Annotated in this window: 13 protein-coding genes; 6 read left to right on the top strand and 7 right to left on the bottom strand. The window is 71.0% G+C overall.

The annotated features are described in order from the left end of the window. Positions 1–37: 37 nt before the first annotated feature. The 4 genes from ACGF3A_RS05970 to ACGF3A_RS05955 form a co-directional block, all read right to left on the bottom strand. Positions 38–592 (bottom strand): DUF6939 family protein, encoded by a 555-nt coding sequence (locus tag ACGF3A_RS05970; protein WP_393726181.1) that lies wholly within the window; start codon positions 590–592, stop codon positions 38–40. Between the two features lie 35 nt (positions 593–627). Then, a complete protein-coding gene (locus ACGF3A_RS05965) occupies positions 628–1,227 on the bottom strand; it encodes a hypothetical protein (protein WP_393726179.1) in 600 nt (199 codons plus the stop codon). 226 nt (positions 1,228–1,453) lie between these two features. Next, positions 1,454–2,032, bottom strand: a complete 579-nt coding sequence (locus ACGF3A_RS05960) for an SMI1/KNR4 family protein (protein ID WP_393726177.1) — start codon at positions 2,030–2,032, stop codon at positions 1,454–1,456. Positions 2,033–2,076: 44 nt separating this feature from the next. Next, positions 2,077–3,291, bottom strand: a complete 1,215-nt coding sequence (locus ACGF3A_RS05955; protein ID WP_393726175.1) for a DUF1266 domain-containing protein — start codon at positions 3,289–3,291, stop codon at positions 2,077–2,079. A 172-nt stretch (positions 3,292–3,463) separates the two neighbouring features. On the opposite strand from ACGF3A_RS05955, the gene ACGF3A_RS05950 reads away from it, so the two are divergent. Further along, the gene (locus ACGF3A_RS05950) at positions 3,464–4,312 is read left to right on the top strand and encodes a DUF6000 family protein (protein WP_393726173.1); all 849 of its coding nucleotides are present in this window, start codon (positions 3,464–3,466) and stop codon (positions 4,310–4,312) included. Here the strand turns inward: ACGF3A_RS05950 and ACGF3A_RS05945 are convergent. Then, complete coding sequence (locus ACGF3A_RS05945) at positions 4,287–5,285, bottom strand: alpha/beta hydrolase family esterase (RefSeq protein WP_393726172.1); 999 nt, start codon at positions 5,283–5,285, stop codon at positions 4,287–4,289. The two genes, ACGF3A_RS05950 and ACGF3A_RS05945, sit on opposite strands and share 26 nt — an antisense overlap. Beyond that, complete coding sequence (locus tag ACGF3A_RS05940; RefSeq protein ID WP_393726170.1) at positions 5,285–6,721, bottom strand: cation:dicarboxylate symporter family transporter; 1,437 nt, start codon at positions 6,719–6,721, stop codon at positions 5,285–5,287. The genes ACGF3A_RS05945 and ACGF3A_RS05940 overlap by 1 nt, the downstream gene beginning before the upstream one ends. 114 nt (positions 6,722–6,835) lie before the next feature. On the opposite strand from ACGF3A_RS05940, the gene ACGF3A_RS05935 reads away from it, so the two are divergent. The 3 genes from ACGF3A_RS05935 to ACGF3A_RS05925 all read left to right on the top strand — a co-directional run bounded on the left by ACGF3A_RS05935 (position 6,836) and on the right by ACGF3A_RS05925 (position 10,336). After that, complete coding sequence (locus ACGF3A_RS05935; protein WP_393726167.1) at positions 6,836–8,464, top strand: ATP-binding protein; 1,629 nt, start codon at positions 6,836–6,838, stop codon at positions 8,462–8,464. After that, complete coding sequence (locus ACGF3A_RS05930; protein ID WP_393726165.1) at positions 8,461–9,159, top strand: response regulator; 699 nt, start codon at positions 8,461–8,463, stop codon at positions 9,157–9,159. The genes ACGF3A_RS05935 and ACGF3A_RS05930 overlap by 4 nt, the downstream gene beginning before the upstream one ends. 136 nt (positions 9,160–9,295) lie before the next feature. Then, entirely contained in the window at positions 9,296–10,336 is a 1,041-nt protein-coding gene (locus tag ACGF3A_RS05925; protein ID WP_393726163.1) for a chitinase, read from the top strand. 40 nt (positions 10,337–10,376) lie between these two features. Here the strand turns inward: ACGF3A_RS05925 and ACGF3A_RS05920 are convergent, their stop codons facing one another. Then, positions 10,377–11,129, bottom strand: coding sequence for a DUF4232 domain-containing protein (locus ACGF3A_RS05920; protein ID WP_393726161.1), 753 nt, complete (start codon positions 11,127–11,129; stop codon positions 10,377–10,379). 226 nt (positions 11,130–11,355) lie between these two features. On the opposite strand from ACGF3A_RS05920, the gene ACGF3A_RS05915 reads away from it, so the two are divergent. After that, positions 11,356–12,717, top strand: a complete 1,362-nt coding sequence (locus tag ACGF3A_RS05915) for an ABC transporter substrate-binding protein (protein ID WP_393726159.1) — start codon at positions 11,356–11,358, stop codon at positions 12,715–12,717. Beyond that, a complete protein-coding gene (locus ACGF3A_RS05910) occupies positions 12,714–13,601 on the top strand; it encodes a carbohydrate ABC transporter permease (protein WP_393726157.1) in 888 nt (295 codons plus the stop codon). Before ACGF3A_RS05915 ends, ACGF3A_RS05910 begins: the two co-directional genes overlap by 4 nt. Positions 13,602–13,617 lie beyond the last annotated feature (16 nt).

The raw sequence follows: 13,617 nt of genomic DNA, 5'->3' as shown, positions 1-13,617 counted from the left end.
GACCCGCCCGAGCCTGTGCCTTCACCCAGGGACAAGGTCAACGCCCCTCGACGTACCGCCGGAGGAGCGCGGCGTGGGAGAGGGGCCGGGAGAGGTCGGCGACGTCCCCGTTGAGGGTGTAGTCGAGGAGAACCACATCCCGTACGGCCGCCATCTCCCGCAGCCGCGCCACCACCCCGGCGGCCGGATTCTCCAGCACCCAGTGGTACGCGGGCAGATAGATCCGCCGCCGCGCCGTCTCGTACGGGAGCAGCGGCCCTTCCCCGTACGGCCCGGGTCGATGACCGAGAACGGGCCCGAACCGCCGCACGGTCCGCTTGAGCCCCTTCATCGAGGTGACGTCGAGCTTCGCGAGATCGACATCGGCGCCCTCGAACACCTTGAGCGCCTGCCAGACCCCCTCGACGGACTGACTCGTGACCCCCGCGCCACCGGGCACGGGAATCCCCCCATGCGGAAAGAACGGACTCAGCCTGACCCACGGCTCGGGCCCCTTCGACGTCACGTCGACGATCTCGGCCCCCGGAAACTCGGCGGCCAACGAGGCGGACGAACGACGACGGCTGGCGACGTGGATCGAGGGTGAGTCCATGAACGCCAGCATGCCGGGCCCCACTGACAGACGGGCTACGCCGACTTCCTGACGTCCTCCCGTATCCCGTCCACGACCTTCGCGAACGCCTTGAGGTCGTACGCGGCGGGCTTCGTGCCGGTGGCCTCGGGCGAGTTGTCGACGACCATCGCGGCCGAGCCGTCGTCGTCCCAGGCGCAGGTGGGAACGGTGAGCGCCTGTCCGGCGTCCTTCTTCCTCAGCACGACGCAGGTGACCTCGCGCTCCGCGCCCGGCGGCGTGATGCGGTGCCGCTTCGGCGGGCTGGGGGCGTCGCTCGAATTCACGGCACCGTCGAGCACCCTCGCCGCGGTCACGTCCTCCCGCGCGGAGGGGGAGTTGAACCCGGAGAAGAGATAGGCCTCCGACCGCTTCCCGTTCGTGTACCAGCCCGTGTACTGCTTGTCCCCGGCCTTGAGCCCGGGCACCTTGGCCTCCGGCGAATCGCTGAGGTCCTTCGTCAGCTTGAGCCGCCCGCCGAGCACGCTCTTGGGCATCGATATCACGTGCTCGACACGGGGCCGCGGCGCCGAACCGCCGTCCCGGTCCTGCACCTTCTGCAGCACGACGTTGAGCCCGCCCCCCAAGGGCACGATGATCGCGAGCGCGATCAGCACGGCCTTCAGCCCACCCCTGCTCCTGGGCGGCGGAACGGGCGGCCCACCCCACCCATAGGGCCCGGGCTGCTGCTGGGCATACGGCCCATACGGCCCCGGCTGCTGGGCATACGGCCCGGCGGGCGGCGGAGCCCCGTAAGGAGACGGCCCGGACCCGAAGCCGGGCGGCTGCGGAGGCGGTGGCCCTTGAGGTGCGGTCAAGACATTCCCTTCCAAGGTGATGTGATCATGATCCCGCAGCCGGCGGAAAGTTCTCCGGGAAGAACGGCACCCGCACCTCCCCGCTGAGGACCGCGCAGAGGAACTCGGCCAGTCCCCCGTCGAAGGTGAACCACTCGTCGGGGTCCCCTTCTTCGCTGACCGCCACCGTCCAGCTGTCCGGATCCGGCCCCGCGCGATGCCAGAAGAAGGGGTCCCCGTTGTCGTTCCGCCCCCACGCCAGAAGCTCCGGTGGGTCGCCCAGCGCGTACGGGCACTGGGACACGTCTTCCAACTCGCGAAGCGCCCACAGCGCGTTCCGGCTCTCGACGGCGAGATCCATGTAGGCGTTCGAAGAGTCCGGGTCGTACAGATAGATGAACTCGCCGAACCGCCGCCCGCCACCGTAGACATCGATGACGCGCTTGTAGTCACTCGGCAGAGCGGTCCCGATCTCCCGCTCCACCTGCCCCCAGTCGCGCCTCCGCGGAGCCGCCGTGGGCGGCGGGACGAGCCCGGCCAACCGCTCGACGCTCCCCCGGTATTCCGCCACCGCATCCGTCCCCTCCGCCGCACGGGCGAACACCGTATCGCTGAGCGACAGCATGAACGCAAGATGTAGCGGGACCGCTCCCATGGTGCGGAGCGCGGTCAGCGGAACGGGAGCGTCTTCCAGGGGCTGCCCGGTTCCGTGGTGAGGATGCGGTGGGCCCGGAGGGCCTCCTGGTACCAGTCGCCGAACTCCTCGTCGTCGAAGTGCAGGCAGCGGCCCAGGATGTAGGCCGCCGAGAACTCCTCCCACGACCGGTAGTCGGCCTGGCTCACGCGGCCCGCGCGTACGGTCGCGGACTCGGCCTCCTCCAGCGTGCAGAAGCGGGCGCCCAGGCCCCAGCGGGCCATCTTCGAGGCGCGGCCGTAGTCCCATGCCGTGATCGAGGGCACGTGACGGCCCTCGGCGAGGAGCCCGTCGGCGCGGAAGCGCGCCTCGTAGCGGACGATGCGCCCGATGAGGTGCTTCAGCCCCTCGACCTGGGCGTCGATCTCGGCCGCTGAGCGGTCCGCGACGCGGGTGACGCCGTCGGGGGTCAGCTCGACGGCGGCCATGCGCTGCCGGAAGACGCGTTCGACGGCGCGGCGCCAGTAGTCGGTGTCCGCGTAGCCGCCGAAGTCGCGGGCGATGTGGCGGCGCGCGTCGAGCACGAACTCCCATGCCGAACTGCTCATCTCGCCCCTGAGCAGGGCCTCCTGGTACTCCCGCCACTTCTCGCGGGTGGTGATCCCCCACGAGCGCTCCAGCCGCGCCCGTTCGCCGGGGTATCCGGTGCCGTGCCAGGCCATGGCGTTCCAGTACGAGCCGTTCTGCACGCACAGCAGCGCCCCGCACGCGAGCCCGTGCGCCACGGGGCCCCGGTCGACGCCGCCGACGAGCAGCGTACGCAGCCGGAACCCGCCCGCGTCCGCGGGCGCCCGCTCCGCGTGGTACCGCCACAGCGCCCGGCTCTCCGGGCCCGTCGGGAAGTACGCCTCGCACGGCGTCCCGGGGTTCACCGCGATCCACGGCGCGGTGCGCTCCAGCGGCGTGTCCGCGAGCCACCCGAGGGACTCGGAGCAGTACACGTAGTCGGGGCAGGGCGCGGGCAGCATCGCGGGGGTGAACAGGGCGACGCAGTACGCGCCGATCTCCGTGCTCCAGTGCACGTAGAACGGGTGCCCGTCGCCGTACGGGGTGTCGAACGCGACCGGCTCGCCCCCGTGATAGAGCCGCGTGGTCGTCAGTACGTCCATGTACGCGGCCCAGTCCCCCCGCAGCTTCGCCTCACTGAGCTGGATCTCCAGGGCGCTGGGCGCCCGCCAGGCCCCGCTCACGACGCCCCACCCCCACCGCTCCCCCTGATCCCCCTGTTCCCCCAGCTCCTCCTGATTCTCAGTGACAAGTCGAACCCCCTCAGTGACGGACACCGACCCGCACAAGGTATCGAGTGCCGTACGGGCGACACGGGCGGCCCCCGCCGTAACGGCCCCGGGGAGGATGGGCGGCATGCTGCCCCAGGAAGACGTCCAGGTCCTCGCGGCGGTCCGGCGTTACGTCATGCCGGGGCGGCCGTACGCGAAGCTGCACGGCTGGAATCTCCGGCACCGGCCCGCGCACGTCGCGGACGCTTTCGTCGCGGACGCTTTCGTCGCGGACCTCGCGGAACGGGCCGCCGCGATCACCGACCACGAACTGGTCTGCCTGTTCCACGCGGAGTGGCGCGCCCGGCTGACCGCCGCGTGGCTGGTGGCCCTCAGCGGCCGCACCGCGTTCCGGGACCTCCTCGGCAAACTCCTGATACGCCCGGGGAACGGCGGCCGCGAGGCCCGTGGGTACGTCCTCGCCCTCACCGCCTTCGGCACGGCCGAGGACGCCGCCCATCTACGTCACTTCGCCGCCCGCACGACACCCGGCTCCGAGCAACACCACTTCTCCCGCGGCTGGGCCCGCGCCGGGCTGCGTCTCCTCACGGGACACGGGGAGTTCCCCTCACCCCCGGAGACCGAACTCCTCGCCTTCCTCCGCGCCCTGGTCACCGCCCACGCCCGCCCGGCACCGGCGCATACACGGTCCCCGGCGTCCCCCACGGAGCGGTTCCACGCCTGGCGCCCCACGCCCCTCCCCGGAGCGTGGACCGTCATCACCCCGGAATCCACCCGCCGCGCCCTCGACCGACGGTTCCCCTTCGCAGCCCCCTTGTCGGTGGCCACCACCGCCTCCGGCGCACTGACCCTCTACAACGTGCGGACCCCGACGCACCGCTGGGCGACCCGCACCGAGACCGGCGGACACCGCCTGTTCACGACCGTGGAGGAGGCGCTCGCCGGGCTCAGTTCAGGGGATGGGTCCGCATGAAGTGGCGGATGAGGGGTGTCGCGTCGAGGGCCGCGGGGGTGTCGGAGTCCGGGTTGGGGGTGGTGCTGGGCCAGTCGTGGGCGAGGGTGGCGAGGCGGACGTGGTGGAGGGCGCCGCGGCCCTCGCAGCCGTGCCAGGTACGGGTCGTGACACCGGCGCCCCAGGAGCGGTCGTGGGAGCGCGCGTCGCAGCCCGCCAGCGCGGCGCGGCCCGCGAGCCAGTCGGGGATCGGGGGCAGGCCCTTCGCCGGGTCGCCGCCGTACGGGATCGTCGGGTCGGCGCCGCCGTGGAGGGTGAGCAGCGGCGCGGCGCGGGAGGGCTCGCAGGGGCCCGCCTGGGGGTAGTACGCGCCGGAGACCGCCGAGAACGAGGCGATGCGCTCCGGCATGCGGCAGGCGAGGAGGGCCGTGAACGCGCCGCCGTTCGACTTGCCCGCCGCGTGGATCCGCGCCGGGTCCACGCACAGGTCCCGTTCCAGCGCGTCGATGAGGTCGCGGGTGAAGCGGACGTCGTCGACGCCGGGCGCCGAGTAGGGCGCGCCCTGCCACGCGGGCTTCTTCTCCTCCGTGCCCGGCAGGCCCTGCGGGTAGACCGCGAGGGCGTCCGTCTCCGAGAAGCCGGTCAGCTCCTCCATGTACGCGGACGTGCGGCCCTGCCCGTGGAAGGCGAGGATCACGGGCGTCGGGCGGTCGGGCCGGTAGTGCTCGGGCAGGTGGACCGCGTACGTGCGTTCCTTCCCGCCCGAGGTGAGCGTACGGGTCCGGGACGTGCCCGGGGACTGGCCCGGGTCCTTGCCGCAGCCGGTGGGACCCGAGAGGCCCGACAGGCCCGGGAGGCCCGACAGGCCCGAGCTCGTGACCGTACGGTCGCTCGCCGAGGCCGGTGTCAGGGCCGTCAGCACCAGGCACAGTGCCAGCCCCAGTACGGCCGCGACCACGGTCGCTCCGTCCCGGACGCCCCGGACCCCTCGCATCAGGCCGTCACCTTGTCCGAGCTGTCCGAGGCCGGGGACGGGATCTCCTTCTCGGAGCCGGGGGCCGGGTCCGACGGGCCGTGTTCGTCGGTGACCAGCGTCTTCTCGTCGAAGGGGAGCTGTCCGGCCAGGACCTGGCCGACGCGGTCCTTGTCGATCTCCTTGGTCCAGGTGCCGACGAGCACCGTCGCCACCGCGTTGCCCGCGAAGTTCGTCAGGGCGCGGGCCTCGCTCATGAAGCGGTCGATCCCGACGATGAGGCCGACGCCGTCGACGAGTTCGGGGCGGTGGGACTGGAGGCCGCCGGCGAGGGTGGCGAGGCCCGCGCCCGTCACGCCCGCGGCGCCCTTGGAGGCGATGAACATGAAGATGAGCAGCGAGATCTGCTGGCCCAGCGTGAGCGGGTCGCCCATCGCCTCGGCGACGAAGATCGAGGCCATGGTCAGGTAGATCATCGTGCCGTCGAGGTTGAACGAGTAGCCGGTCGGCACGGTGATGCCGACGACGGGCTTGCTGACGCCCAGGTGCTCCATCTTCGCGATGAGCCGCGGCAGCGCGGACTCGGACGAGGACGTGGAGAGGATCAGCAGGAACTCACGGCCCAGGTACTTCAGCAGCTTGAAGATGTTGACGCCCGTGAAGACGCGCAGGATCAGCCCGAGGACGACGAAGACGAAGAGGAAACAGGTGATGTAGAAGCCGATCATGATGACGGCGAGGGACTTCAGCGCGTCCACGCCCGTCTCCCCGACCACGGCGGCCATCGCGCCGAACGCGCCGATGGGCGCCGCCCACATGACCATCGCCAGCACCCGGAAGACGAGCTTCTGGATGTGCCCGATGCCGCGCAGCACGGGCTCGCCCGCGCGGCCCATCGCCTGCAGCGCGAAGCCGACGAGCAGCGCGATCAGCAGGGTCTGGAGGACCTCGCCCTCGGTGAAGGCGGAGACCATCGTCGTCGGGATCATGCCGAGCAGGAACTCGGTCATGCCCTCGCCGCCCTCCTTGGCCTGCTCGGAGCCCGCGTCGCGCGCGGCCTCCGTCAGGTGCAGGCCGTGGCCGGGCTCCAGCACGTTGCCGACGGCCAGGCCGATGGCGAGCGCGACGAGCGACATCGCGAGGAAGTAGCCGAGGGCGAGGCCGCCGACGGCGCCGACCTTCGCGGCCTTCCGGACGGAGCCGATCCCGAGCACGATCGTGCAGAAGATGATCGGGGAGATCATCATCTTGATCAGATTGACGAAGCCCTCGCCGAGCGGCTTCAGCTCCGTGGCCACCCCGGGCGCCGCGAGCCCCAGCGTCACGCCGAGCACGACGGCCGCGATCACCGCTATGTACAGGTAGTGGGTGCGGTCCCGCTTCGTCCGTGGCACTGGCGGTGGTGTCTGCTCGGTCACGTCTCCGGACACGTCGGCGGCTCCTCGTCCATGCGTCATCGCATCATCGCTTGCACGACTCGTTACGAGTCCCGGCGACTATGCACCAGCGAGTGACGCCCGTCACCCTTACGTGCATTACGTGCACGAAATCAGCCACGGCACACTGTTCCCATGCCCGCCCCGTCCCGTTCCGCCCGCCGCCTGCTGCCGCGCAGCCTGGCGGGGCAGCTCTTCGCGATGCAGGTCGGGCTGGTCGCGGTCGTCGTCGCGGGGTGCGCCGTCTTCGCGTATCTGAGCGCCCGGAGCCAGGCCGAGAGCTCGGCGCGGCACCAGACCACCGCGACGGTACGGACGGTGGCCGATTCCCCCTCCGTCCACGAGGCCATCGGCTCGAACCACCCGTCGGCGGGTCTCCAGCCCTACGCCGAGCGGGTCCGGCACGGCGCGGGCGTCACCTGGGTGACGATCATGGATCCGGAGGGCACCCGCTGGACCCACCCCAGGCCGCATCTGATCGGGAAGCGCTTCTCCGGGCACATCGGCCCCGCGCTGAAGGGGCGGACGTTCACCGAGACCTACACCGGCTCCTTCGGGCCCTCGGTGCGCGCGGTGGCCCCGATCCGGGACGGCGACGGGCGCGTCGTGGGTCTGGTCGGCGCGGGGATCACGGTCGAGAAGATCAGCGAGAAGGTGAGCGAGCAGGTCGCCGCGATCGCGGGCGTCGCGCTGCTGGCGCTGGCGCTGGGCGGCGCCGGTACGTATCTCGCGAGCGCCCGGCTGCGCCGCCACACGCACGGGATGAACGCGGCCGAGCTGAGCCGTATGCACGACTACCACCAGGCGACGCTGCACGCTGTGCGCGAGGGCCTGGTGATGCTCGACGGGCAGGGCAGGGTGGCGCTGGTCAACGACGGGGCGCGCGAGCTGCTCGGGCTGACCGGCACGGCCGGTGCGGAGGCCATGGGCCGGAGCGTGGCCGAGCTGGGGCTGCCGCGTGCCCTGACCGAGGCGCTGCTCGCGGCGGAGCCGCGGGTGGACGAGGTCCATCTGACCGCCGAGCGCGTGGTGGTCGTCAACACCTCGCCGGTGGACGGCGGGGAGCAGCGCGGCACGGTCGTCACCCTGCGCGACCACACCGAACTGCAGGCGCTCGCGGGCGAGCTGGACTCGGTCCGCGGCTTCGCGGAGGCCCTGCGCTCGCAGGCCCACGAGGCCGCGAACCGGCTCCACACGGTCGTCTCCCTCATCGAGCTGGGGCGCACGGAGGAGGCGGTGGACTTCGCCACGGAGGAGCTGGAGCTCGCCCAGGCGCTGACGGACCACGTCGTCGCCTCGGTGGGCGAGCCGGTCCTCGCGGCGCTGCTGCTCGGCAAGGCGGCGCAGGCCAACGAGCGGGGCGTCGAGCTGAGCCTGACGGAGGACAGCCACTGGGACGACACCCCGCTCCCCTCCCGCGACCTGGTCACCCTGCTGGGCAACCTGATCGACAACGCGGTGGAGGCCGTGGCCCCGCCCCGCCCCGGCACGCCCCGCGTCCATGTCACCGTCCGCCGCGAGGAGGACGGCACGCTGCTGATCCGCGTCGCGGACAACGGGCCCGGGCTGCCGCCCGGCGGCGCCGAGGCCCTCTTCGAACGGGGCTGGTCCACCAGGGGCGGCGGGCTCGGCCTCGCACTCGTACGCCAGACGGCACACCGCCACGGGGGCACCGCGGATGCCGCGCAACTCCCGGACGGGGGCGCGGAGTTCACCGTACGGATACCGACGGCGCGGCAGGAGCAGAAGGTGACGGCCCGGTGAGCGCGCTGCGGGTGCTCGTCGTCGAGGACGACCCCGTCGCGGCCGACGCCCACGCGCAGTACGTGGACCGGGTCCCCGGCTTCACGGCCGTCGCCGTCGCACGGTCCCGCGCGGAGGCCGTACGGGCGCTGGATGAGCATCCCGGCATCGATCTGATCCTGCTGGACCTCTATCTCCCCGACGGGCACGGCCTGGCGCTGCTGCGCTCGCTGCGCGCGGCCGGGCACGGGGCCGACGTGTTCGCGGTGACCTCGGCGCGGGACCTGACGGTGATCAGGGAGGGCATCTCGCTGGGCGTCGTGCAGCACGTGCTGAAGCCGTTCACGTTCCGGACGCTGAGCGACCGGCTGCGCCAGTACGCGGAGTTCCGTACGGCCGCCGCCGAGCGCGGCGAGGCGGGGAGCCAGGACGAGGTGGACCGGGCGCTGGCCGCGCTGCGCGCGGCGCCGTCCGCGCCGACGGCGCTGCCGAAGGGGCTGAGCGCGCCCACGCTGCGGAAGGTCACCGAGGCGCTGCGCGCCGCGGGCGAGGAGGGGCTGACGGCGGGCGCCGCGGGCGAGCGGATCGGGGTCAACCGGATCACCGCGCGCCGCTACCTGGAGCACCTGGTCACGACGGGCGGCGCGGACCGGCGGCCCCGGTACGGGCACGTGGGGCGGCCGGAGTTCTGCTACGTGTGGCGGCTCCGGCACTGAGAGGCCCACCGGACGGCAGGACAGTAAAGGTTCCTGCACATCTGCTCCGGCCTATTGTCTATACCAATACCCCTCGCTAGCGTGCGGCGGCGGCACCACTCGCACCCCAACCGTCCATCCGGAACGGAGAATCGACGTGTCCCCCCACTCCCCCCACCGCCGCAGGAACCGCGCCCGTCGCAGGATCGGGCTCGCCGCGGGCGCCGCGGCGCTGCTCACCACGGGCGGCGCCCTCGCCATGACCGCGCAGGCCGCGCCCGAGGACGAGGCGCCGACGAAGGCGGCAGCGGCCAGCGGGCTCAACGGCCCCTACCTCTACCTCGGTTGGGGCAACCCGCCCGAGGCCACCAAGTTCATGCAGGACACCGGCACCAAGCAGCTCACCATGGCGTTCATCCTGTCCGACGGCGGCTGTTCCCCCGCCTGGGACGGGCAGCGCCCGCTCACCGGCGGGCAGGACGAGCAGACGATCAAGGCGATCCAGCAGGCGGGCGGCGACATCACGCCGTCGGTCGGCGGCTGGAGCGGCAACAAGCTCGGCGAGGCGTGCAAGAGCCCCGAGGAGCTGGCCGGGGCGTACCAGAAGGTGATCGACGCCTACGGGCTCAAGTCGATAGACATCGACATCGAGGCCAGCGAGGTCGAGAACGCCGAGGTCCGGCAGCGGGTGATCGACGCGCTGAAGATCGTGCAGGACAAGAACGACGGCATCAAGATCTACGTCACCTTCGGCACGACCACCAAGGGCCCCAACGAGAACGGCCAGGACCTCATCAAGAAGGGCGCCGCCGCCAAGCTGGACGTCACGGCCTGGACGGTCATGCCGTTCGACTTCGGCGACGGCACCACGGACATGACCGGCGCGACCAAGTCCGCGGTGGACGGTCTCAAGGACCAGGTCAAGGCGGCGTACGGGCTCTCGGACGAGGAGGCGTACACCAAGTCCGGGCTCTCCTCGATGAACGGGAAGACGGACGTCGAGGGCGAGTCCGTCTCCGCCGCGAACTTCCAGGAGATCGTCGACTGGGCCAAGTCGAAGAAGCTCTCCCGCGTGAGCTTCTGGGCCGTCAACCGGGACCGCTCCTGCGAGGGCGGCGGAAGCCCCGGCGACTCGTGCAGCGGCATCGACCAGAAGGAGTGGGAGTTCTCCAAGATCCTGGCCGGATACGGCGGCTAGTCACCGGGGCCGGGCGGGTTCCGCCCTGGGCACGCCGTCCTTACGGGTTGGCGTGCATCGGGTGGACCAGGGCGGTCGCGTTCGACATGCCCTTGATCGCGCCCGCGGGCCAGTGCAGCTTCTCGAAGCCCTTGCCGTGCGGCGGCGTCACCTGGAGCTCGACCGGGTCGGAGTCGCCGGGCTCGCCGCCCTTGGACTTGTCGAACGAGATGTTGAAGACGGCCTTCTCGTTGGTCTTCAGGACGGCTATCCGGGGCTGGTTGTTGTCGCGCTTGAGCGGCGCGCTCGTGGTGTTGTCGGCGTCCGTCAGCCTGACGGTCGGGAAGCCGGACACGGAGCAGGTGGCGCCGGTCGTGTTCGTCATGGTGACGACGACGTTGCCGTTCTCCAGGGAGTCGCCGCCCTCGTCCGTCGCGGTCATCGACAGACCGGCCGTCTTGCAGTACTTGACGCCCTGACCGTCCTGGCCCGCGCCGTTCTTCCCGGCGCGGGCCTCGGTGCCCTCACCGGAGCCCTGCTTCGCGTTCCCGTTCCCGTTCCCGTTCCCGGCCTCCGAGCCGCCCGAGCCGGAGCCGCCGTTCTCCGCGTCGCCGCCGCCCGTACCCCCGTCGGACGAACCGCCGTTCGAGGAGTCCGAGGAGTCGCCGCCGCCCGAGGACGAGGACGAGAAAGAGCCGCCCTTGCTCTTGCCCGAGGCGTCGCTCCCCGAGTCGTCGCCGCCGCAGGCGGTGAGCGAGAGGGCGGCGGCCACGCCGAGGGCGGCGAAGACAGAGGTGCGGGTGTACTTCTTCATGGTGTTCCCCCAGAGCTGGAGCGGGGCGTGTGGTCAGCACGCTCTCGTTTCTGTGTTCGGGGATATTTGTATCGCGCAGCGAGTTACGGCTGGTTGCCCGTGAGGTCTGGGTTCTGTCACGAGCCCGCTGCCCCCCGCGCACCGACCCGATGTCACGGGCGTATTGACCCGGCCGCCCGCCAGGCGCGACCGTACGGTCACCAGCCTGGCCCGAGGAGGTCGTGCCGTGCGCCCCACCGCTCCACTGATCCTCACCCTCACCGGCATCCTCGCTGCCGGAACGCTGACCGCCTGCGGCGGCGGCTCCGGCAGCGGCGACAAGAACACCATCAAGATCGCGTTCCACAAGGAGACCGACAACAAGGTCACCTTCCGCGACGACTACATCAAGTTCGTGGCGAAGAAGTTCGAGAAGCAGAACAAGGGCAAGAAGGTCGAGCTCGTCCCCATCCAGGCCCCGCAGCAGGACTACTACTCCAAGATCCAGCAGATGATGCGCTCCCCGAAGACCGCTCCCGACCTGGTCTACGAGGACACCTTCCTCATCAACTCCGACATCAAGAGCGGCTATCTGCGCCCCCTGGACGACTACCTGGCCAAGTGGAAGGACTGGGACACGTTCGAGCCCGCCGCCAAGCAGGCAGCGAGCGCCGCGGACGGCAAGACGTACGGCGTCCCGGACGGCACGGACACCCGGGGCCTGTGGTTCAACAAGAAGCTCTTCAAGAAGGCCGGGCTGCCCGCCGACTGGAAGCCGAAGACCTGGGACGAGGTCCTGGACGCGGCCCGTACGCTCAAGAAGAAGGTCCCCGGCGTCATCCCGCTCAACGTCTTCGCGGGCAAGGGCGCGGGCGAGGCGACCGCCATGCAGGGCTTCGAGATGCTGCTGTACGGCACGGGCAAGGACCCGCTCTACGAGCCGAAGGCCAAGAAGTGGGTCAAGGGCGGCAAGGGCTTCCGCGACAGCCTGGACTTCCTCGACACCCTCTACGGCGACAAGCTCGGCCCCGAGGACGAGCAGGTCGTCGACGCCAACGTCACCACCGACGTGGTCACCCAGCTCCTCCCCGAGGGCAAGCTCGCCATCGCGCTGGACGGCTCCTGGCTCAGCCAGAACTGGATCAAGACGGGCGGCAAGCCCTGGCCGGAGTGGAAGGAGACGATGGGGCTCACGCCGATGCCCACCCAGAACGGGCAGGCTCCCGGCGAGGTCAGCATGTCCGGCGGCTGGACCTGGTCGATCCCGCAGAAGTCCCAGAACCCCGACCTGGCCTGGAAGATGATCCAGACCATGCAGACCAAGGAGAACGCGGTCGAGTGGTGCATCCGCGGCTCCCAGGTCGCCGTCCGCAACGACGTGGCGAAGGACCCCCGCTATCTGAAGTCGATGCCGGGCATCAAGTTCTTCACCGACCGCGTCGCGCACACCCACTACCGGCCCGCGCTGCCCGTCTATCCGCAGGTCTCGACGGCCATCACGGAGGCCACGGAGGCCGTGGCGACCGGTGACTCCTCGCCGCAGGAGGCGCAGAAGGCGTACGACGAGCAGCTCGACGGCATCGCGGACGGGGCGGTCACCGAGAAGTGAGCGCCACCACTCCATCGGCCAGGGGACCCCGGCGCCACTGGCGCTGGCTGCCCCTCTCCCCCGCGACCGTCCTCCTGCTGCTCTTCCTCGTCGGCCCGATCGTCTACTGCGTCTGGATCGCCTTCACCGACCTCCAGCTCACCGGGCAGGAGTCCTCGTCGTTCGTCGGCTTCGACAACTTCACGCGCGCCTTCGGCGACGAGCACTTCCGCAACGCGGTCGTCCTCACGCTCGTCTTCACGCTGCTCTCGTCGATCATCGGCCAGAACACGCTGGGGCTGGCGCTGGCCGCGCTGATGAAGCGCGCCTCGCGGCCCGTACGGTCGCTCACCGGGGCGATCGTGATCAGCGCGTGGGTGCTGCCGGAGATCGTGGCGGGCTTCCTGCTCTACACGTTCTTCAGCAAGGACGGCCAGCTCAACGCGATCCTGGCCTGGCTCCATCTCCCGGAGCAGAACTGGCTGTTCGCCCTGCCGATCCTCGCGGTGTCCTTCGCGAACGTCTGGCGTGGTACCGCCTTCTCGATGCTCGTCTACTCCGCCGCGCTCTCCGAGATCCCGAAGGAGGTCACCGAGTCGGCCGAGGTCGACGGCGCGAACGGCTGGCAGCGGCTCTGGCACGTCACGCTGCCGATGATCCGGCGCTCCATCGGCACCAATCTGATGCTCAACACCCTCCAGACGCTCTCCGTCTTCGGGCTCATCTGGGCCATGACGAAGGGCGGCCCGGCCCACCGCAGCGAGACGCTGCCGGTGTTCATGTACGACCAGGCGTTCACCAAGTCGCTCATCGGCTACGGCACGGCCGTTGCGCTGCTGCTGCTCCTGGTGGGCGCGCTGTTCTCGGTGGTCTATCTGCGACTGATGCGCGAGGAGGTGCGGTGAGGGAAGTGAGGGCAGT

Source organism: Streptomyces sp. NPDC048172, assembly GCF_043202595.1.
GTDB lineage: Bacteria > Actinomycetota > Actinomycetes > Streptomycetales > Streptomycetaceae > Streptomyces.
Note: the sequence above shows the minus strand (reverse complement) of the source record. Positions and strands in the feature narration are given on the sequence as shown.